Source organism: Xenorhabdus entomophaga (genome assembly GCF_037996725.1).
In the GTDB taxonomy this organism is placed as follows: Bacteria; Pseudomonadota; Gammaproteobacteria; order Enterobacterales; family Enterobacteriaceae; genus Xenorhabdus; species Xenorhabdus khoisanae.
The window spans coordinates 1-21,885 of the sequence record NZ_JBBMXH010000030.1 but is presented as its reverse complement, the minus strand read 5'-3'; the positions used below and the strand labels follow the sequence as shown (position 1 = coordinate 21,885).

The window sequence follows — 21,885 nt, the reverse complement described above, 5'->3', positions numbered from 1 at the left end:
AATAACCAACAGTCCCGTTTGGCTGGCGCAGTACGTGAAGTAGGAATAGTCAATGAAGTGGATATGAAAAGCCGTCGTCGTATGCAGTCATGGCGTCGTCAGAAGAACCGCATTGCATTGATGTTGTCTATGGCGACGATGGCATTCGGCCTGTTCTGGCTGATTTGGATTTTAATCTCTACCGTGACTAAAGGCATTGATGGTATGTCGCTGGCGTTGTTTACCGAAATGACGCCCCCGCCCAATACAGAAGGGGGCGGGCTGGCAAACGCCATTGTCGGCAGTGGTCTGCTGATATTCTGGGCAACTGTCTTCGGCACGCCATTGGGCATTATGGCGGGCGTTTATCTGGCGGAATATGGCCGCCGTTCATGGTTGGCAGAGATAATCCGCTTTATCAATGACATCCTGCTTTCGGCTCCTTCGATTGTTGTCGGGTTGTTTGTCTATACGGTGATCGTGACGAAAATGCAGCATTTCTCAGGTTGGGCGGGAGTGATTGCATTGGCGCTGTTACAAATCCCTATCGTTATCCGCACGACGGAGAACATGCTGAAGCTGGTGCCGGATAACCTGCGCGAAGCGGCTTATGCACTGGGAACACCAAAATGGAAAATGATCTCTGCCATTACATTGAAAGCGTCAATGTCAGGCATTATTACCGGCGTCCTGTTAGCCATTGCCCGTATCGCGGGTGAAACCGCGCCGTTGTTGTTTACCTCGCTTTCCAACCAGTTTTGGAGCACAGATCTCAGCCAGCCGATTGCGAACCTGCCGGTTACTATCTTCAAGTTTGCCATGAGCCCATTCTCTGACTGGCAACAACTGGCATGGGCCGGGGTATTACTGATTACCTTGTGTGTACTGCTGATTAACATTGCAGCGCGTGTGCTGTTTGCGAATAAGAAGCACTAATATTTTATATAGGTAAAGAGAAGCTCTGATGAATAAGGTTAATGACATCGCAGGAAGCAAAATTCAGGTACGCGATCTGAACTTCTATTACGGTAAATTTCATGCGCTGAAAAACATCACGCTGGATATTGCACAGAATAAAGTCACGGCATTCATCGGGCCGTCAGGATGTGGTAAATCCACATTGCTGCGCACTTTCAACAAAATGTATGAACTGTATGGTGAGCAACGGGCAGAAGGTGAAATCATACTGGATGGCACCAATATCCTGATGGATAAGCAAGATATTGCCTTGTTACGCGCCAAAGTCGGAATGGTATTCCAGAAACCGACGCCATTCCCGATGTCAATTTACGACAACATTGCTTTTGGGGTGCGTCTGTTTGAAAAGCTGCCAAGAGCTGAAATGGATGAGCGAGTCCAATGGGCACTGACAAAAGCGGCCTTATGGAATGAAACCAAAGATAAGCTCCACCAGAGTGGATACAGCCTTTCTGGTGGTCAGCAGCAACGCTTGTGCATAGCCCGGGGCATTGCTATCCGCCCGGAAGTTTTATTGCTGGATGAGCCTTGTTCTGCACTTGACCCGATCTCTACCGGACGTATTGAAGAGCTGATTAGTGAGTTGAAATCGGAATATACCGTAGTGATTGTCACTCATAACATGCAGCAAGCGGCACGTTGTTCTGATTACACGGCATTTATGTACCTCGGTGAACTGATTGAATTCAGCGATACTGACAGACTGTTCACCACACCAAAGATGAAGCAGACTGAAGATTATATTACCGGCCGTTATGGCTGATTCGGCATAGACATGGGGAATAGCAAACGGGGAATAACATAAGATGGACAATCTGAACCTCAGCAAACACATATCCGGTCAGTTTAACGCTGAACTGGAACATATTCGTACCGAATTGATGACAATGGGCGGGCTGGTGGAAGAGCAGCTCAGTAAAGCGATTCTGGCGATGCACAATCAGGATGAAGCGCTGGCACGGCAAGTGATTGAGGATGATCAGAAGGTCAACATGATGGAAGTGGCGATCGATGAAGCCTGTGTCCGCATCATTGCAAAACGCCAGCCGACCGCCAGCGATTTGCGCCTTATCATGGTGATTTCCAAGACTATTGCCGAACTGGAACGCATTGGGGATGTCGCCAATAAAATTTGCCAGACTGCGCTTGAGAAATTTTCACATCAGCAGCAATCGTTGCTGGTTAGCCTGGAATCATTGGGGCGCCACACTATCCAGATGCTGCACGATGTACTGGATGCTTTTGCCCGCATGGATTTGGCAGAAGCCATTCGCATCTATCGTGAAGATAAAAAAGTCGATCAGGAATACGAAGGCATTGTCCGCCAGTTAATGACTTATATGATGGAAGATCCGAGAACGATCCCGAATGTTATGACTGCCCTTTTCTGCGCCCGCTCCATTGAGCGTATTGGCGATCGGTGCCAGAATATTTGTGAATTTATCTTTTATTACGTTAAAGGGCAGGATTTTCGCCACGTGGGTGGTGATAATCTGGAAAAATTGCTGACCAAAGACGAATAATGTTAACTGGCTGAAACGCTGGTATTTTCCCTCGGCGTTTTCTTTTTCTTATATTCTTTTAGGCTATAAATATAGCATTTTATATTATTTCATGTGCTATACCTAAATTGATAGCTTTTGTTGGTCATATAAAAATTAATAATCAACAGGGGTGTTCAATGAAGATTCGCAATAAATCCCGCGTAGCGGTTACTGCGCTGCTGACCAGCCTGACTCTGGTTTCTGGTCTGGTTTCTGGTGTAGCAAAAGCAGATAAGCTTGATGACATCAAAAAAGTCGGTACGGTACGTATTGCGGTATTTGACAGTAACCCGCCATTTGGTTTTATCGATCCGCAAACGAAAAAACTGGCAGGCTATGATGTGGACATTGCCAATGCCATTGCCAGTGATTTGGGGGTGAAGCTGGAACTGCGCCCAACAAACCCGGCAAACCGCATTCCTCTGCTTTCTTCCAAGAAAATTGACTTAATCGCTGCCAACTTCACGGTGACTGATGAGCGAGCTAAACAAGTCGATTTTTCCATTCCTTATTTTGCGACCGGTCAGAAATTTATTGCCCGCAAAGGTGTGCTGACCCAACCTGACGATATCGCCAAGTTGCGTATTGGAGCAGACAAAGGCACCGTACAGGAAATTACCTTACGTGAACGTTATCCAACCGCAAAAGTGATCTCTTATGACGATACACCGCTGGCATTTGCTGCTTTGAGAAATGGCAATGTTCAGGCGATTACACAGGATGATGCGAAATTGGTTGGCCTGCTGGCGAACGTTCCGGAAGCCCAGAAAGCCGACTTTGAAATTTCACCTTTCAGCATTACACGCGAATATCAGGCGGTAGCGGCTTCCAAAGGGGAAGGGCGACTGATTGACGCCGTTAACCAGACGTTATCTAAGCTGGAAAAAGAGGGTGAAGCGGAGAAAATCTACAATCGTTGGTTTGGCCCGGAAACCAAATCTGCCCAGCCGCGCGGCGATTTTAAATTTGCGCCATTGGAAAGTCAGGCAAAGCTGTAACTCATTAGGAAATAGCGGAAATCGCGTTTGAAATTAGCCTCGTCATAACGGGGCTTTGCTGCTTATTTATGCGGTGAATGATATGTTTGAGCAATTTATTACCGAGCACTTACTGGCTCCTGAATATCTGGGATGGCTCTGGCAGGGATTTTTGATCACTTTGTGGCTCTCTGCCTGTGCCATTGTTTCTTCCACCTTATTGGGCTTTGTGATTGCTGCGGCACGGGACAGCCAGATTAAGTCATTGCCTTGTAAAATATTGCGCTGGCTGGTCACGGCTTATACGACTGTATTTCGTAACACGCCTCTGTTGGTACAACTGTTTTTCTGGTACTTCGCATCGGGACAGATCTTGCCGCAAGAGGCAATGATGTGGCTGAACATGCCCCATGAAACAACAATTTTTGGCCTAACGCTGGAATGGCCGTCTTTTGAATTTCTGGCAGGATTTATCGGCCTGACGCTCTATTCCGCCCCTTTTGTGGCAGAAGAACTGCGTGCGGGTATTCAGGGCGTCGGCCGCGGGCAGAAATACGCCGCTCATGCGTTGGGCCTAACGGGTTGGCAGGCCATGCAGCATATTGTACTGCCACAGGCGCTGAAAATTGCCATGCCGCCTTTGCTGGGGCAATACATGAATATCGTCAAAAACTCTTCATTAACCATGGCGATTGGTGTAGCAGAACTGTCCTATGCTTCCCGTCAGGTGGAAACCCAATCCTTGCAAACCTTTGAGGCATTTGGTGTCGCAACCGTGCTTTACATCGCCATCATTGCCGTGATGGAAGGTTGGGGACAGTGGCGTCAGCAGAAAACATTAGCGAGGGGGTATTGAGATGGACTTTACCGTTATTGCTGAAAACTGGCGTTATTTGCTATTGGGCACTTTTCCCGATGGGCCGCTGGAAGGGGCGGCATTGACGCTGGCAATCAGCATCATGGCAGGTGTGATTTCTATCGTATTCGGCATTGTGGGCGGAATCGCTCTGGCGATGCTGCGTGGATTTTGGGCCAATCTGTTGGCGGCTGTATTGGGGTTTTTCCGTGCCATTCCCGTTATCATGCTGATTTTCTGGACATACTTCCTGTTGCCTGTGGTATTGGGAATGGAAATTCCTGAAATTACCACGGTCGTTTTTGCACTGGCGTTGATTACCTCGGCTTATCTGGCGCATGGTGTGAAAGCGGGTATTTTAGCGATCAGTGAAGGCCAATGGCGCGCGGGATTATCACTGGGGCTGAATCGTTGGGAAGTATTGTGGCATATCGTCTTACCACAGGCATTACGCATGATGGTGCCTTCATTTATCAACCAATGGATTGCATTAATTAAAGATACCTCCTTGGCTTATATTGTTGGTGTGGGGGAATTGTCATTTCTGGCGGCCCAAGTGAATAACCGCAGCATGGTTTATCCGATGGAAGTCTTTTTATTTGTTGCACTGGTGTATTTTGTGATGTGTTTATCACTGGAGTTGATCGCCAATTATATTGCCCGTCGTTTCTCGGTGAAACGTGAAAAAACCGCGTTCTTCGGATTTTGGCGCAAAAAAACATTGAATATGGTTCCACAAAGTTAATATCTGATATCTGGCAGATATTTTCGCTGTTGTATTAATTCCCTGCTGAGACGGTAGGGAATTTTTTATATTAAGCTAAAAATTGAGAGATTATTTTATTTACTCGCCAGATATTTTTCTTATTGAAACAATATGTTTTTATTTGTGTTATTGGTTTGGTTTTTAGAATGTTATCGGTGTTTTTTGATTAAATTTCCTGCTATAACGACACGGTGTAACGCAAGATAATAATGGTGAAGGATTAACATAATATGGCCAATTCGATTTACGTGACAATAAAAGGAAAGCTTCAAGGGTTGATTTCTCAAGGATGTTCTACACTGGATTCTATAGGTAATAAATTTCAGTTGGGGCATGAAGATCAAATATTTGCATTACAATTTAATCATGGTGTTTTTCGTTCACAAAATGTTGCTCATCAACCAGTTAAATTTGTAAAACCTCTGGATAAGTCCTCTCCGTTATTAATGATGGCAATTTCAAATAATGAAGAGCTTGACCTGATGTTTGAGTTTTATCGAACTTCACAAGCCGGTGGTCAAGAGCGTTTTTACTCAGTTAATTTGCGAAACGCGAAATTATTGAGTTTAAATGTACAATATCCGCACTCGGTCAACCATAATGATCAGCAACCAGAGGAAGTTGTTGCAGTCAGATATAAAGATATTGTTTGTCAGCATCATGTCGCCGGTACATCAGGATATTGTGCTTGGGAAGAGACAGTTTATTTTTCCATATGACAGGTTAAAACCACCGTCTTTAGACGGTGAATTTGACTTTAATGTTTTGACCTATGCGCGTTTACGAGGTGCGTGGTTCGACGACTTTCAGTCGTCGGCACCGAAGTGTGCTAACCCACCTACTTCAGTAGGTGGTAGTTAAGTGATCATATAAGTTACCTTGGAACAATATATAAAATAACAATCACAGGTGGTAATTAAAATGCGATTTGAAAGTCTTACATCACAACTCAGGAATGATTTTGATGAAAGTAAGCTGCCGAGTTTTCAGCATGCCAGAATGCTTGGTTCCATACATCACGGTGCTGCTGATATAAATTTTCAGGTTATTGCTGATGCATTGGATTGCCACCGTGATTCTTATGGCGCTGGAATTATTTATTCAGATGGACTGTTTAAGCGTTATTTGGTTAGACCATCAAAGAGACGCGGAAGCCAAGTTTCTTCTGAATTAACACATATTATTATCTTTAATCTTGAAGCAGGTACTACCCCAGAGGTAGAACTGGAAAAAACAGTTTCAGAACCTAGTTTAATGTTGGAAATTGGATCGACTGCGCTTTCGTGTGGGGGGCGTTGGTATCGGGATTCGGGTTACTGGGTTCAGGGGTGTTAGTACCATTTTCAGGAGGAACGAGTACACCATTAGTACTTTTATCCTACGCTGGACTAGCGGCTTCTGGCCTTCAATGTCTAAATGGAGGATATAGAATTTATCAACTGACAGGTGCAGGGAAGGAAGGGGGTGAGCATGTTGCTTGGTTAGACTCACAAGGTTGGTATATTACAACTACAACTATATTAGATACTATATCCTTGGCTTCTGGGGCAGCTGCGTTAAGGGAGTCATTTAAAACTTATAAGATAATGAGAACCGCTTCTCCTCGTAAGGCATCGGAATGGTTGAAAAGTATGCCGAGGCATGAGAGAAAACGGTTAACTGAAGAAATTATGCGATACAATAATCCAGGAATATCTAATCAAGCTATTAAAAAAGCGATAGCGCAAGGACAGTATATTAAACGTTATCCTACAGAGCAGATACAAAAGGCATTGCGAAACCATTTGAGAGATTCCCTCGTTGCAGCAAGTGGATTTGTAGGTAGTGGAATGACAGGAACAATCAGAAATCCAGAGAATATATTGAATTCAGGTAAGTATATTATTGGTACAATTTACTCTATTGCTTACGAAAATCAGGCTAGTTATTTATCTGAACACTTTTAATAACTATATTAATTATATGGATGTGTTGATTGTGATGATGATTTTATGAATATAAAAGATTTTGTTTTAAATACAGAGTTTAAAAAATTCTTGGATAAAGCCAAGGTGTTGGAAGTGAAAATAAAGAATGCTGATCCTACACTAGAAGATATCACTTTGGATGAGCTAAGTTATAAAAAATACTTTTATTATCCTAGTAGATTTAAAATAGGTCTTATAATATTTTTTATTATGATCGTTTATATGGCTTTTTTCTCAGGTGCAGCGGTAGCTATACCTGATTTGTTAGTCAATAATCCTAGCTATGAAATAAAATCTATTTCTTTTGTTTTATCATTAATAGTGAGTGGGTTGGTTTCGTTTTCTCATCTTGGTTTTACTTTAAGTGGATATTATTACGGCGCTGTCATTCAACGATATTTAAACTCTGTTGTATTTTTTTATAGTTTAGCTATGGCCCTCCTTAGAGGAGTATCTAGTGCTGTTGGATTTTATTTCCTTTTTATCGCCTTATGCTGTCTTTTTATCAAATTGATATTGAACAGCCAGTATTATATTGGTTTTCTATGGATGAGGATATGTACTAGAGCTAATCGTATTCTCTTTAAAAATGAGCTTGATAAAATAAAAGGACTTAATAAAAAACAGCTAAGGGAATATTCAAGAGTAATGAGTCTAGAAAAACGTAAAAAAATAAGAGATAAAAAAAGAGCAAGTCAGTCAGTGGAAAAATAGAAATAAACGGGAAAGATAATATGAATTTAACGAAAATGCTAACTAATAACCAATTCAAGCGTCTTCTGAGTTTTAATAGAAACATTGAAGACAGAATCAAAAGCGCTGATTCTTCTCTTACTGATATTCTTTATGTTAAATACAGAGTATTACTGTCAGCATCTCAGAGAACTACACTGCTTTTGGGCTTGGCATAAAGTGATTAGAAATAAATAAGAGGTACAGAGCATGGTGGCTCGTACCTCTTATTGTTGCTAATTAGCCAACTGATTAATGGCATTTACTTCTTCTGGGCATCGCAATTACCGCAGCAGTCACCAACAGCAATGTACCTGCCGCCATCAGTACTGACAGAAATGAGTGATTGAAGGCCTGTTTTGCCGCATGGATCAACGATGAAGCTGCGTCTCCTTGTAATCCTTCTGCGGCGATAAGGGCTTCATCAATGCTGTTTCGTGCGAGATCCGATAGGCCCATATCAGCCGGAAGGGTGAACGATGCAGAATAGACCGCTACCATCAGGCTGCCTAGAACAGCGATTCCGAGCAAGCTTCCCAGTTCGTAGGCGACTTCCTCAATAGAGGCGGCGGTGCCCGCGTTGTCTTCTGGCGCATTGAGCATGATGGAGGTAGAAGCGGCTGTCATTGCGGCACCGATACCAAATCCAATCACGCTAAATGCAACAATTTGCACGAACATACCGGACTGTAAGCTGACGAGATAGCCAAAGGAGCCAAGCCCGGCGAGGGCGAGAGAAAGCCAGATGATCCGCCCGGAACCCCATTTTGGTATAGCAAGCCCTGCCAAAGGACCGGCAATAAAAGAAGCGATAGGAATAGGTAAGATAAATAGCCCAGCTTGCAGAGGAGAAAATCCCATAGCGAGTTGAAAACGCTGGCTAACAGCAAGCTCTGTACCCACCAATGCCGCCGTGGAAACAAAGGCTGCGATGACTCCTACAGTAAAAGTACGGTTGCTGAAAAGCTTGAAGTCGATCATGGGGGTGGGTGAATTTAGCTGTCGGCGAATAAAAATAGTAGTAAAAATAAGTCCGATAGCGCCGACGGCTAACGCAGTTGCCAGTGACGGGGCTGGTTTACTAATTTCCTTGATGGCATAGGTAATGCCAACTAAGCCGATCATGATTTGCACGGAAGCAAGCAGGTCGAAAGTATGTTCTGGATTGCTCCGGCTTTTTTCAATAACGATCAGGGCGAAGCCAAGTGCGATGATAACGATCGGAACATTAATCAGGAAAACTGAGCCCCACCAATAATATTCGAGCAGGAGCCCGCCGATGACAGGGCCAAGTGCCGCGCCTCCCGAAGCGACGGCAGACCAAATGCCGATGGCCAGTGCTCGTTCGTCTGGGTCTTCAAATGATTGGCGGACTATCGCGAGTGTCGCTGGCATCATCATGGCAGCGCCAAAGGCAAGAATAACACGTGCTGCGATCAGCGTATCTGGGTTGGGAGAAAATGCCGCCATCAGCGATGTGAGGCCGAAAATCGCTAACCCGCTGGTAAAGAATTTTTTGGCCCCGAAACGGTCACTCAATGCTCCCATCGCGGGAAGCAGGCCCGCAATCGTTAAGGTATAGGCATTCATGATCCACAACTTCTCAGAGGCAGAAGCGCGTAAATCATGTGTCAGCCGTGGTAAGGCCGTATAGAGAACAGTCATATCAATAACAACGAGGAAAAGCGCACTGGAAATGATGGCTAGCACAAGCCAGCGAATATTTGATCTCATAAACTCACCAATGTGGTTCGGAGACAAAAGCCCGCCGAACCTTGACGAAATTGTTGCCAGTTATTATAAATACATACGTATTTAATTAAAAGGAAGTAGTATGGGACGACGCAAGAAAATTGATCGAGAAGTTTTGTTGGATGCAGCAGAACAAATTGTTACGACACATGGCGCAGCGGCTCTTACCATTGATGCACTGGCAAAGGCCGTCGGTATTACCAAAGGTGGGGTGCAATACAGTTTTAGTACCAAGGATAATCTTATTGATGCAATGTTTGAGCGTTGGGGAGCGAGTTATGATGAACAATTCCATAAAATGGCAGGCGATCATCCTCAACCGTTAACCGCAGTGCATGCACATATTGAGGCGACTATGCGATCTGACGAAGCCTCGACGGCAAAAGCCGCCGGATTACTGGCCGCGTTGCAACAAACGCCTGAGCATCTCAAATCAACCCAAATTTGGTATCGCGAACGCCTTGCGGGTTTGGATACGACGACTGAGGAAGGCCGTCAGGCACGTTTAGCCTTTTTAGCGACGGAGGGCGCTTTTGTTCTGCGCTTCTTCGGCCTAATGGATATCGGAGAAGATGAATGGAAAGATATCTTCAATGATATTCTTGCTTCTCTGCCATCCAAAGTTTCTTCTGAAAACTCAGTATCTGACAAAGAGTAACAGTCTGTTTCATCAATCTTTAAATACATAAGGGCCTGCCTGGGTAGGCTCTGACACGTTGTATTGTTTTTTGTTCGGATAAGTTAAAGAGACATCATAACGAATAAAATATCGCCATTCAATGAATCTCCTCAAGAATCATAATGTTACTTAACTTATTGATTAGTCATGCCGCAAACGTTTTCTTTTTTCCTCATTTCAGGGTAACGATTTATATGTGTTTCCTGTAGGATAAGTCGAAAACTTCGTTTTTTAGGAAACAACATTACATGAGCACAATAACTTCTGGCTCTGCGAATAGTCAGGGCTTGCTTCAGCGCGTGTTTAAATTAGAGGAACATGGCACGACAGTTCGTACTGAAATGATCGCCGGGCTGACGACTTTCTTGACCATGGTTTATATCGTCTTTGTGAATCCACAAATTTTGGCCGTGGCGGGGATGGATATTAAAGCAGTATTCGTTACTACCTGCTTAATTGCCGCAGTTGGCAGCATTATGATGGGATTAATAGCGAACTTACCCGTTGCTGTTGCTCCCGCGATGGGGCTGAATGCCTTTTTTGCCTTTGTCGTGGTTGGCGCGATGGGGATCTCATGGCAGGTTGCAATGGGCGCGATTTTCTGGGGCGCAGTGGGATTGTTGATTTTAACTATCTTCCGTGTGCGTTACTGGATGATCGCCAATATTCCATTAAGCCTGCGGGTGGGAATTACCAGTGGGATTGGCCTTTTTATTGCGATGATGGGGCTGAAAAATGCGGGCATTATTGTGCCAAATCCCGACACGATCGTTTCCATTGGCAATTTTGCTTCCCATAATGTCCTCTTGGGTACACTGGGCTTTTTCATTATTGCCATTTTAGCGGCCCGTAATTTTCATGCTGCGGTGTTGGTTTCCATTGTCGTGACAACCGGCATCGGCTTTATGCTGGGGCATGTCGAGTATCATGGAATTTTTGACCTGCCACCCAGTGTGATGAGCGTGGTGGGTAACGTCGATGTGAAAGGGGCTTTAAATATTGCTTTAGCGGGCGTTATCTTCTCGTTTATGTTGGTTAACCTGTTTGACTCTTCCGGCACATTGATTGGTGTGACGGATAAAGCAGGCATTGCGGACAGCAGTGGCAAATTCCCGCGAATGAAACAAGCCTTGTATGTGGACAGTATCAGTTCGGTAGCGGGTTCTTACATTGGAACTTCCTCGGTGACGGCCTATATTGAGAGTTCCTCCGGGGTTTCTGTGGGTGGTCGTACCGGCTTGACGGCGATTGTCGTCGGTATTTTATTCCTGCTGGTGATGTTTATCTCTCCGTTAGCGAGTATGGTGCCTGCCTATGCCACAGCGGGAGCGTTGGTTTATGTCGGTGTTTTGATGACTTCCAGCCTGACACGGGTTAAATGGAATGACCTGACTGAATCCGTACCTGCATTTATTACAGCCGTGATGATGCCATTTAGTTTTTCTATTACTGAAGGTATCGCGTTGGGTTTTATCGCCTACTGCGCCATGAAATTGGGAACAGGTAAATGGCGTGAGATTGGCCCTTGCGTCATTGTTGTGACGTTATTGTTTATCTTGAAAATGGTGTTTGTGGATGCCCACTAAACATGGTTGAGATGAAATAACGGGTCAATAATCTGAAATCCCGTAATTAATACGGGATTTCTATTTAAAATACAATTAACCATCTTTACCACGGTGTCCATCATGCCCACCGTTTGAGCCGCCTTTACCACCTTCTCCTCCTTTACCACCGTTAGAATTATGGCCTGTACCTCCATTCCCACCATTACCGCCATTGCCACCGTTACCGCCACTGCCACCATTTCCACCACTACCACCGTCGCCACCATTACCGCCACTGCCACCATTGCCGCCGCCAGATGCGCCGTTGCCGCCGTTACCCCCTGATTGCCCTGGATATTTCCCATCCCCACCGTTACCTCCATTTTTACAATTACTATTAGGTATTCCATCTTGACCATTTTGACCATGCTTTCCATCTAATTTCTTACAATCAATTATGTTTATAGTGGATTTTTTCTCAGACTCAGCATGTAATGATATAAAAGGAAAACTGAATATAGATGCAGTCATGATTATTATGCTTAATTTCATAAGTATTCCTTTTCATGATTTTTTAATGGGCTTACTCTTTGTAGGAGCTATTTTTAATAATTGGGATTTAATGGTTTCAGATGATTTTTGGTGTAACAGGTTTCTTCACGTAGTAATATTACACTGGCTTATTTAAAATGTGTTAAACGAACTTTAAACGAATATGTAACTATATTTAATGACAAGATTAATTCATATTATTTTGTTTTTTTTGACAATCAATCTCATAAATTCAATTGCTGTTTTTTCTCAACAAGAGTTTTTGGTTTAATTCTATTTATCTATTTGGCAAAGTATGATTGCTGATGTTTACATAGGATAAAAAATATGAAAAAAAGGACGGGGATTGTTGCGCTTTTTGGTCAGGCCAGACGAATACTCTTTATCAACAGGCTTGAGCCTGACATGAATATTGTCAGGCTTTTTTTGTTGGATGGTTGGTTATTGAATATTTTTCGGTGCGACAAAACCAATACAGACCGTTTGTGTTTCAGCGCTGGGTTGGGCCTGAAAAGAGAACGCTTCTTTATGGCTAACCGTCAAGGCAGGCCATTCCTGAAGAGTATGTTGGAATTTTTCTTCTTCGCAGCTCTTGCCTCGTTCCCCTACCAATAATGCCCCCTGATCTACGATATCGTTCTCTTTGATATGACGGTTATAGATATTTGGCGGTGCACCCTTATTCAATTCCCAAGGCTGTATCGTTTTTGGGTGGTAGTGACTATAGAACGTCAGCCATTCATGCAGATATTCTCCGCCAACATAGCGTAAAGGTGTTGGGTACAGCTCATTCCAACGTTGATCAAGTTGGCTGGTAAACGTTTTTATCCCCACAAATTTTTGCCCGGCATTACGAACATTTGCCATCATTACGCTGGTATAGCCAATCAAAACTAACACACCGAACACGGCCAATCCCCGTAACGTACTTTGCAGAGATTTGCGGGGATATACCGTTATTGATCCCACCAACAAGGCGGGGGCAACAATCATAAAAGGCTGTACCCACTCAGTCATGCGCCCGCCCTGATTGAAAGAGAACCAGCCATAAATAATCAGTAAAGGCAGTAGGATAACGATATTGACCAGCGCATTAGACTGCTGTTTGGGCCAGCCAATCCGGCCGTCCAACAGGTAAATAATCACACTGACAATGATCAATGGATAGAACACAGAGAACATTGCGCGGGTGGTATGTAGATTGAATCCTTTCTGAATTTGGGAATCTACCCATTTAAATGCGGCAAAGTCGTTATGCACCAGCCACCAGACATTCGGTAATACCAGCGCGAACCACAGCACAAGGGCGAGATAAAACATCGGTTCCCGATAGTTGCGGCGCACTTTGGGTGTGAACAGGGAGAGCAAAAAGACAGAACCGACAATGGCAAGTGAAGAATATTTCCCCATCGTTGCCAGCCCGGTGGTGAGCGCAAACGCCAGCCACCATTTGGGATGATCGTCAATCGCACGCAGGAAAAACAGCAGAGACCACGGCCAGAGCATGACCAAAAGGTAATTATCATTGTAAGGAATGATATCGAAATTAATGATGCCTGACAGGTTCAGCGTTAACATGGCAAGCCATGCCAGTACAATATTGCCTGTTAGCCGAAAAGCGAGCTGCCAGACACCAAGCATACCAATGGCAATGGCAACAAAGTGGGTGAAATACCAATAAAAGCTGAGAGAGATATTGCTGATATGGATAGTCGGGAGCATTATGGCACCGACTAGCCACGGGTTTTTTGGTGAGCCCCATTCCCCATTTATACCCCAGTTTAACGCTTCTACAGCGTCATAAGGAACGGTGGGATCGAGAGTATAAGTTGCGATTACCCATAAAACAGCATAACCAGTGACCCAAAGATACAATGGTATGCGGTAAGAAGAAGTATCAAAAAAACGCATGGTGATTCATGACCATAATATTTGAGTTAAATATTCCTAGAATATTAGCTGAACTTTAGACGATAAGTGAATGACATTGGATGTTATAGGTAGTTTCTGTTAGATTCCGCCGAAAATATCTTGATAAAAGAGAGTTGAGTCACAAGCTATGAGCCCGTTAAAGAAAAAATCACCAGCGAAACCTTCCGCTGGCAAGCAAAAAAAGAAAAGCCGTGCAGAGTTGGATGCTGAAGGGCGCGAACGTAAACGTGAGAAAAAGCGTCGCGGTAACCCTATTGGCAGCCGGAGTAACGGTAATGACAGAGATAAAAAACGTTCAGGCGACAAGCAGGAAAAAGATCCGCGTATCGGCAGTAAAGTTCCCGTCCCTCTGATCGTCGGTGAAAAAGCAACCACGGTGAAACCCGCTGTTAAACCGGTTGTGGAGACGCAGAAGCCACGCCTGTCACCGCAGGAAGAGCTGGAAATGTTGGAAAATGATGAGCGTCTGGATGACTTGTTGGCACGTCTTGAGCAGGGTGAAAAACTGTCTCCGGAAGACAATGCCTATGTTGACAACAAGCTCGACCGCATTGATACGTTAATGGAAGAACTGGGTATCAATCTGGAGAAAGACGACAGCGAAGAGGAACCGCAGGAAGATATCATGCAGTTGTTGAAGGGTAAATAATCCCTGCATCAATTGATTGTGATCATAAAAGGCGGGTTTATTCTGATAACCACAGTATTAATAACCACAGTATTAGTATGTTATTTATTGTGGTTATTGGGTAAACTATGGCAGCTATCGCGACGTAAACGTCGGTTGCGCAATATCATCATGGCCCGACATTTCAACTCCATGAAAAAGTTGTGCTTTGATGGGCGAAAACAGCGGAAGGAATAAGCATGTCAGAGCAAGCCATTGTTTGGGATCTGCCTTTGATCCAGAAATACAACTATTCAGGGCCTCGTTATACTTCATATCCAACAGCCCTGGAGTTTAACCAGCAGTACGATGATTCTGCTTTTTCTCAGGCTGCTGCTTGTTATCCTAACCGACCACTTTCTCTCTATATTCATATCCCGTTCTGCCATAAGCTGTGTTATTTCTGCGGCTGCAATAAGCTGGTCACTCGCCAAAAGCACAAAGCGGATGAGTATCTGAATGTGCTGGAAAAAGAGATTGCGTCACGGGCTGAATTATTTTCCCAGCGGAAAGTCAGCCAGATGCACTGGGGCGGAGGTACACCGACTTATCTGGATAAGGCGCAGATCAGCCGATTGATGTCGATGTTGCGTAGCCATTTCCATTTTCTTCCTGATGCCGAACTTTCCATTGAAATTGATCCGCGAGAAATTGAGCTTGATGTGATTGACCATCTGCGCCATGAAGGTTTTAACCGCCTTAGCATGGGTGTGCAGGATTTTAATAAAGACGTACAGCGTTTGGTGAATCGCGAGCAGGATGAAGAATTTATTTTTGAACTGGTCAGCCGGGCTCGTGAAGCCGGTTTTACATCCACCAGCATTGATTTGATTTACGGCTTGCCGAAACAGACTCCGGAGAGCTTTGCTTTCACATTGCAGCGCGTGTTGGCATTATCGCCTGATCGCCTGAGTGTATTCAATTACGCACATTTACCAAATTTGTTTGCGGCGCAGCGTAAGATCAAGGAACAGGACTTACCGACTGTGACTCAAAAGCTGGATATTTTGCAGGAAACGATTTCAACCCTGACAAATAACGGATATCAATTTATTGGCATGGATCACTTTGCCCGCCCTGATGATGAATTGGCGATTGCCCAGCGGGAAGGTGTTTTGCACCGTAATTTTCAGGGATACACTACGCAGGGAGAATGCGATTTGCTTGGCATGGGCGTCTCGGCCATCAGTATGTTGGGAGACAGCTATGCCCAGAACCAGAAAGATCTGAAAACCTATTATGCTGCGATAGAAGCACAGGGGCAGGCATTATGGCGTGGTTTGATGCTGACGCAGGATGATTGCATCCGCCGTGATGTGATCAAGGCGCTGATTTGTAATTTCCGGCTGAACTTTGCGGATATCGAACAAAATTATGGGCTGAATTTCGCTGATTACTTTGCCGAAGACCTGCAATTGTTAGCTCCATTGGCGGAAGATGGGCTAGTTAAAGTGACGGAATCGCAGATTCAGGTATCTCCGAAAGGGCGCTTACTGATCCGTAATATTTGCATGTGTTTTGATAGCTACCTGCGTAACCAAATGCGTCAGAGGCAATTTTCGCGGGTGATATGAATTACTATGCCATTGTGATGGGCGTAATCAGGCAGTTAGATTACCTGTTGAGTTTGAGTTCGACACTGACCGCGTTTACATTCAAAAAAACGAGAATGATGATGTTCTGGATGCAAATGTTCGTAACCAGAACATCACAGAACGCGTTTCTTCTATTTAATGTGATGCCAACACTGTAAAGAAATTAGGGTCATCTTGGATAATCGCCAACACCTTTGCCGCCAGACCTGTAGGGTTTCTACGCTTTTGCTCCCAGCTCTTAATCGTATCGAGACTAGTGCCAAGTGCTGCCGCCATATCTGCTTGTGAAATGTTCAGCTGGGTACGAATAGCTTTTACATCAGCAACTTCGTAGCGGGTGACACGCGCTGCGGCTTTCTTGCCTTGTTTGATGTCGACCGCTTCTTCAAGGGATGCTTTCAACTCGTCAAAAAAATTCATATTACACCTCATCTTTCAGTAACTTGGTCAGTTTTTTCAATTCTGATTTTTCTCAATCCACCTGTGTCCCGTATAAGATCCCCTTTATCCGGTGACTCTATCAGTTCGCATTGCAGCTCTTTGAGTGCGTCATCCGTGGCAATCTGTTTTATCTGCCGGGTGAACATCGTAGTTTCGATAAACTCTATTGCATGACTCACTGGCAAAACCTCCGTCCACATTGGAGTACAAAGTACCCCTTTTTTGATAAACTGTAAACACAGAATTTGAAATGGTTATCGGATTAAAAGCACACAACTTATCATCATTTATGAAGTTTCGGATAGGTTAAGCATCGCATGATTACAGTAAGTTATGACGAATATTGCGGACTTTTGGGAATCACAACAAACAGGATGCTATAAGCTTTCGTTTTCATGGAGATCTATTCCAACCCCAACTCCTTCAATTTCCGCGTTATTGTATTCCTTCCCCAACCCAGCAAACGGGCGGCTTCCTGTTTATGCCCATTTGTATATTCCAGCGCGCAATTAAGCAGTGTGCGCTCCAGCAATGGCAGAGCATCAGAAAGAAGATCGGTTTTTCCCTCTTTTAGCGCATGTTGCGCCCATGCTGCTAACAGATGCGACCAATTTTCAGGTGTAGCAGAGTGAGAAACCGGCGCATTTCCTGTTTGTTCTGTAGTTTGGTTTCCAATCAGATCAGCAGGCAAATCCTGTACCAACACTTCCTTACTGGCAGCCATGACGGTCAGCCAGCGGCAGACGTTTTCCAATTGGCGGACATTCCCTGACCACGGCAGGCGCATCAAAGCAAGCTCAGTATTAGGATGCAGCACTTTGGCTTCAACACCCAGCTCTATCGCGGTTTGTTGCAGGAAATGGTGGGCCAGGCGAGGAATATCTTCCACTCTGTCCCGCAAGGGTGGCAACTGAACACGGATAACATTCAGTCGATGATAGAGATCTTCCCGGAACTTGCCTTCCGCAACGCGTTGTTCAAGGTTCTGGTGAGTCGCCGCAATGATACGGACATCAACCTTCACTGGTGCATAACCGCCGACACGATAAAATTGCCCCTCAGCCAAAACGCGCAATAAACGGGTTTGGATATCCAGTGGCATATCACCGATTTCATCCAAAAACAGCGAGCCGCCATTGGCTTGTTCAAAACGCCCGTGACGCACTTGATTAGCGCCTGTAAAAGCGCCTTTTTCATGACCAAACAGTTCAGACTCAATCAAATCTTTCGGGATTGCTGCCATATTCAGGGCAATAAACGGTGCAGAAGCGCGTGGGCTATGGCGGTGCAGGGCATGGGCAACCAGCTCTTTTCCTGTGCCGGACTCCCCATTGATTAATACACTGATGGAAGAGCGGGAAAGCCGGCCGATAATCCGGTATACCTCCTGCATAGAGGGAGCCTCTCCGATAATATCTGAAACAGATGCCGCCACTTGCGGGTTGGAAGAGGATTGATGTTGTTCGCGATAGTGATTCAAAGCCCGTTCAACCAACGCAACGGTTTCGTCAATATCGAAGGGTTTAGGCAGATAATCGAACGCACCATGTTGATAGGCACTGACGGCGGCATCCAGATCAGAATGTGCAGTCATAATGATGACCGGAAGCTGTGGATGGCTCTGTTTGATCTGACTAAGCAGGCTTAGCCCGTCGAGACCGGGCATGCGGATATCTGACAGAAGCACTTCAGGACAGCCCTGAGAGAGTGCAGCCAGCACAGTATCGGTATTTTCAAAACAGGTACACGCCATTCCCGCGCCACTCAGCGCCCGTTCCAGTACCCAGCGGATAGAACTATCGTCATCAACGACCCAGACTTTTCCTCGTTGCATTGTCACCCTCTGCTTCTTGAGCGGTTATTTCTTGATAGGCAGGTAAATGGAAAATTCCGTATGCCCCGGCCAACTGGTGAATTCGATTTTGCCAGCATGTTGGTCGATAAGATTACGGGCGATGGACAGCCCAAGTCCAGTGCCACCTTTATGCCCGCTGACCATAGGGTAAAACAGCGTATCCTGAATATTGGCCGGAACGCCAGGTCCGTCATCTTTAATATCAATTCTGGCAGCCAGACGGTAACGTTCACCCTGTAAAGTAATCTGGAATGCGGTTCGGGTTCTCAGTGTGATAGTGCCCCCTTTTTCCCCCAGTGCCTGTAGCGCATTGCGGGTGATATTCAGTAACACCTGCTCAATTTGATCAGGATAGTGAGCCAGTTCTGGCAGACTGGGATCATAATCTTTGGTCAGCGTGACATTGGAAGGCATTTCCAGCGCAACCAATTGATAAACGCGCTCGACGACATGATGAATGCTCTGACTGGTTTGAGCGCCCGGATGCTGTGGCCCCAATAAACGATCAACAAGGCCGCGTAGCCTGTCGGCTTGTTCAATAATCACTTGGGTATATTCCCGCAAGGCGGGATCGGGTAACGCCTTGGCAAGTAATTGTGCGGCTCCCCGCAGTCCTCCAAGGGGGTTTTTTATTTCATGTGCCAGCCCCCGAACCAATTCCCGCGCAGCCGCCTGCTGTGCTTGTTGAATCTGCTCTTGGCTTAAACGGCGTTGACTATCCATAGGCGCCAGTTCCAGCAGGATAAACTGTTCGGAAATTGGTTGGGCACTGAGCGACATCACATGAGAGTGATTGTTGATCACCAGAATGACTTCGTTATCGGTAAAACCATGTCCGTTGATCAAACTGGCACGCATCAATTCTGTATCCAGAGAAATATAGCCAAACAGAATGGGAAGAGGCGTACCAAATAATTTACGTGTACTTTGCGCCAAAAGCTGCATAGCAGAATGATTGGCGTAGTGGATAATCAAATCATTATCCAGCACCAATACGCTGGTTATCAGTGAGTCGAGAATTTGTTCTGCTTTGGGTAAATCAGCCATCGTCATTCAATCTCTGCACGTTTTTGGTGCATTGTAGCTTATTTCAGCATAACTCAATGAGTTCCTCTGCTCAGTATGTAAAAGAGCCCATCCTAAGATGGGCCAAAAGTTTCACGGCAACAAAAAAGGAACAACGGCGATGCCATCAAGCACGCTATAAAGCATTACACGCTGTAATACAGTTCAAACTCCAGAGGATGCGGAGTCATGCGAACGCGTTCAATTTCAGCATTCAATAAATTGATATAAGCATCAATTGAATCATCAGTGAAAACACCGGCACGTGTCAGGAATTCGCGGTCTGCATCCAATGCAGCCAGAGCGTCTTCCAGAGAAGAGGCCACAGTCGGGATCTCCTGCGCTTCTTCTGCTGGCAGGTCATACAAGTTTTTATCCATCGCATCACCCGGATGAATTTTATTGATGATACCGTCGAGACCCGCCATCAACAGGGCAGAGAAGGCCAGATAAGGGTTAGCCGCAGGATCAGGGAAACGCACTTCAATACGGCGGGCTTTAGTACTGGACACAACCGGAATACGGATAGAAGCAGAACGGTTGCGGGCAGAATAAGCCAGCATGACCGGGGCTTCAAAACCGGGCACCAGACGCTTGTACGAGTTGGTTGTCGGGTTGGTAAAGGCATTCAACGCGCGGGCATGTTTGATGATACCGCCGATATAGTACAGGGCCATCTCGGACAAACCGCCGTATTTGTCACCAGCAAACAGATTGGTGCCATTTTTGGAAAGCGACATATGGCAGTGCATACCAGAGCCGTTATCTCCCACCAGCGGTTTTGGCATAAATGTCGCAGTCTTGCCAAATTTATGGGCCACATTATGCACCACGTACTTATAAATCTGAGTCTCATCCGCTTTTTTGGTCATCGTATTAAAGCGGGTGGCAACTTCGTTTTGTCCGGCGGTCGCAACTTCATGGTGGTGAGCTTCAACCACCAGCCCCATCTTTTCCATTGTCAGACACATGGCTGAACGCAGATCCTGGGAAGAATCGACTGGTGGAACAGGGAAATACCCCCCTTTGATGCCGGGACGATGGCCTTTGTTACCGTTTTCATAACGTGTACCGCTGTTCCATGCAGCTTCGGTATCATCAATATGGTAATAAGAACCGGAGATGGAACTACCAAAACGGATATCATCGAACAGGAAAAATTCGGGTTCTGGCCCAAATAGCACCGTATCTGCAATGTCGCTTGCACGTAAGAAATCTTCCGCGCGTTTTGCAATAGAGCGAGGGTCGCGGTCATAACCTTGCATTGTGCCGGGTTCCAGAATATCGCAGCGCACAATGAGTGTGGCATCATTAAAGAATGGATCAAGCATTGCCGTACTTGGATCCGGCATTAACACCATGTCGGATTCATTAATGCCCTTCCAGCCACCAATAGATGAACCATCAAACATTTTGCCATCTTCAAAGAAATCCTCATCAACTTGGTGGGCAGGAATGGTGATATGTTGCTCTTTACCTTTAGTATCAGTAAAACGTAAGTCAATAAATTTCACCTGATGTTCTTCAATCATGGACAAAACATGTTCAACGGACATACTAAGCTCTCCTGGTTTACGTCGGCTGGATAAAACGATGCAGGGAATGCAGTCTTATCTTTCTATTTCTATCGCAAAAAAAGAATGCGAAAAGTGTGCCAACTTTTTAAAAGCGCTTAATAGCAATGAATAAATTTTTGAATGGCGGAATGTGAACAGATAAACAGCACTTTTGAGATATAGTTGCACTAAATCAGGGATAATCAAGCGCAGAGTGCACCATAATGGTGAATGCTAGGTGTTGGATCAGGCGCAACCTGATTTTTCTATTTTCAGACATCTTGATTGCGCCTGTTATTTCAAAGTGAAGCGATTATTATCGTATCCACCTTATTTTAACGCGATGCTCGACTTTTATGATGAGTTGAAATGACATAGCCGCTCCTTTATAACTTTAAGTCGTCAAAAATAGAGAAATAAAGGAACAAAAGGCTATGTCACAGCA

The 21,885-nt window shown here is 45.1% G+C and carries 21 protein-coding genes and 1 pseudogene; 14 read left to right on the top strand and 8 right to left on the bottom strand.

Annotated features, from left to right (window positions below):
* Positions 1-63: 63 nt before the first annotated feature.
* The 10 genes from pstA (at position 64) to AAC854_RS08340 (ending at position 7,781) form a co-directional block, all read left to right on the top strand.
* A complete protein-coding gene (gene pstA, locus AAC854_RS08385; RefSeq protein ID WP_340616705.1) occupies positions 64-915 on the top strand; it encodes a phosphate ABC transporter permease PstA in 852 nt (283 codons plus the stop codon).
* 28 nt (positions 916-943) lie between these two features.
* A complete protein-coding gene (gene pstB / locus AAC854_RS08380; protein ID WP_340616688.1) occupies positions 944-1,720 on the top strand; it encodes a phosphate ABC transporter ATP-binding protein PstB in 777 nt (258 codons plus the stop codon).
* A 43-nt stretch (positions 1,721-1,763) separates the two neighbouring features.
* The gene (gene phoU / locus AAC854_RS08375) at positions 1,764-2,480 is read left to right on the top strand and encodes a phosphate signaling complex protein PhoU (RefSeq protein ID WP_047964062.1); all 717 of its coding nucleotides are present in this window, start codon (positions 1,764-1,766) and stop codon (positions 2,478-2,480) included.
* Between the two features lie 158 nt (positions 2,481-2,638).
* Entirely contained in the window at positions 2,639-3,499 is an 861-nt protein-coding gene (locus AAC854_RS08370; RefSeq protein ID WP_273546995.1) for an ABC transporter substrate-binding protein, read from the top strand.
* Between the two features lie 82 nt (positions 3,500-3,581).
* A complete protein-coding gene (locus AAC854_RS08365) occupies positions 3,582-4,334 on the top strand; it encodes an amino acid ABC transporter permease (RefSeq protein WP_047964060.1) in 753 nt (250 codons plus the stop codon).
* Between the two features lies 1 nt (position 4,335).
* A complete protein-coding gene (locus AAC854_RS08360) occupies positions 4,336-5,079 on the top strand; it encodes an amino acid ABC transporter permease (protein ID WP_047964059.1) in 744 nt (247 codons plus the stop codon).
* 251 nt (positions 5,080-5,330) lie between these two features.
* The gene (locus tag AAC854_RS08355; RefSeq protein ID WP_340616687.1) at positions 5,331-5,819 is read left to right on the top strand and encodes an Hcp family type VI secretion system effector; all 489 of its coding nucleotides are present in this window, start codon (positions 5,331-5,333) and stop codon (positions 5,817-5,819) included.
* A gap of 202 nt (positions 5,820-6,021) precedes the next feature.
* The gene (locus AAC854_RS08350) at positions 6,022-6,435 is read left to right on the top strand and encodes a hypothetical protein (RefSeq protein ID WP_340616686.1); all 414 of its coding nucleotides are present in this window, start codon (positions 6,022-6,024) and stop codon (positions 6,433-6,435) included.
* A complete protein-coding gene (locus tag AAC854_RS08345; RefSeq protein ID WP_340616685.1) occupies positions 6,429-7,046 on the top strand; it encodes a hypothetical protein in 618 nt (205 codons plus the stop codon). The genes AAC854_RS08350 and AAC854_RS08345 overlap by 7 nt, the downstream gene beginning before the upstream one ends.
* A gap of 45 nt (positions 7,047-7,091) precedes the next feature.
* Complete coding sequence (locus tag AAC854_RS08340) at positions 7,092-7,781, top strand: hypothetical protein (protein WP_340616684.1); 690 nt, start codon at positions 7,092-7,094, stop codon at positions 7,779-7,781.
* Positions 7,782-8,051: 270 nt separating this feature from the next.
* Here AAC854_RS08340 and AAC854_RS08335 read toward each other — a convergent pair whose 3' ends face one another.
* A complete protein-coding gene (locus AAC854_RS08335; protein ID WP_340616683.1) occupies positions 8,052-9,533 on the bottom strand; it encodes an MFS transporter in 1,482 nt (493 codons plus the stop codon).
* Between the two features lie 100 nt (positions 9,534-9,633).
* Between AAC854_RS08335 and AAC854_RS08330 the strand changes: the two genes are divergently transcribed.
* The gene (locus tag AAC854_RS08330) at positions 9,634-10,209 is read left to right on the top strand and encodes a TetR/AcrR family transcriptional regulator (protein WP_340616682.1); all 576 of its coding nucleotides are present in this window, start codon (positions 9,634-9,636) and stop codon (positions 10,207-10,209) included.
* Positions 10,210-10,478: 269 nt separating this feature from the next.
* The gene (locus AAC854_RS08325; RefSeq protein WP_340616681.1) at positions 10,479-11,816 is read left to right on the top strand and encodes an NCS2 family permease; all 1,338 of its coding nucleotides are present in this window, start codon (positions 10,479-10,481) and stop codon (positions 11,814-11,816) included.
* A 75-nt stretch (positions 11,817-11,891) separates the two neighbouring features.
* Here AAC854_RS08325 and AAC854_RS08320 read toward each other — a convergent pair whose 3' ends face one another.
* Entirely contained in the window at positions 11,892-12,329 is a 438-nt protein-coding gene (locus AAC854_RS08320; protein WP_340616680.1) for a hypothetical protein, read from the bottom strand.
* Positions 12,330-12,770: 441 nt separating this feature from the next.
* Positions 12,771-14,240 (bottom strand): glycosyltransferase family 39 protein, encoded by a 1,470-nt coding sequence (locus AAC854_RS08315; protein ID WP_340616679.1) that lies wholly within the window; start codon positions 14,238-14,240, stop codon positions 12,771-12,773.
* A 148-nt stretch (positions 14,241-14,388) separates the two neighbouring features.
* Here AAC854_RS08315 and yihI point away from each other — a divergent pair, with 148 nt between their 5' ends.
* Positions 14,389-14,910: a Der GTPase-activating protein YihI gene (yihI, locus tag AAC854_RS08310; protein WP_340616678.1), complete on the top strand. Its 522-nt coding sequence runs from the start codon at positions 14,389-14,391 to the stop codon at positions 14,908-14,910.
* Positions 14,911-15,128: 218 nt separating this feature from the next.
* Entirely contained in the window at positions 15,129-16,502 is a 1,374-nt protein-coding gene (hemN, locus tag AAC854_RS08305; RefSeq protein ID WP_340616677.1) for an oxygen-independent coproporphyrinogen III oxidase, read from the top strand.
* A 156-nt stretch (positions 16,503-16,658) separates the two neighbouring features.
* On the opposite strand, the gene nadS is transcribed toward hemN, so the two are convergent.
* From nadS to glnA, 5 genes and pseudogenes are all read right to left on the bottom strand, one after another.
* Entirely contained in the window at positions 16,659-16,943 is a 285-nt protein-coding gene (gene nadS / locus AAC854_RS08300; protein ID WP_047964050.1) for a NadS family protein, read from the bottom strand.
* Positions 16,944-16,966: 23 nt separating this feature from the next.
* Positions 16,967-17,143 (bottom strand): annotated as a pseudogene (locus AAC854_RS08295) (type II toxin-antitoxin system RelE/ParE family toxin); the annotation flags it as partial.
* A 224-nt stretch (positions 17,144-17,367) separates the two neighbouring features.
* Positions 17,368-18,798 (bottom strand): nitrogen regulation protein NR(I), encoded by a 1,431-nt coding sequence (gene glnG / locus AAC854_RS08290; protein ID WP_340616676.1) that lies wholly within the window; start codon positions 18,796-18,798, stop codon positions 17,368-17,370.
* 24 nt (positions 18,799-18,822) lie between these two features.
* A complete protein-coding gene (gene glnL / locus AAC854_RS08285) occupies positions 18,823-19,872 on the bottom strand; it encodes a nitrogen regulation protein NR(II) (protein WP_340616675.1) in 1,050 nt (349 codons plus the stop codon).
* Positions 19,873-20,030: 158 nt separating this feature from the next.
* Positions 20,031-21,440: a glutamate--ammonia ligase gene (gene glnA / locus AAC854_RS08280; RefSeq protein ID WP_340616674.1), complete on the bottom strand. Its 1,410-nt coding sequence runs from the start codon at positions 21,438-21,440 to the stop codon at positions 20,031-20,033.
* Positions 21,441-21,885: the final 445 nt, after the last annotated feature.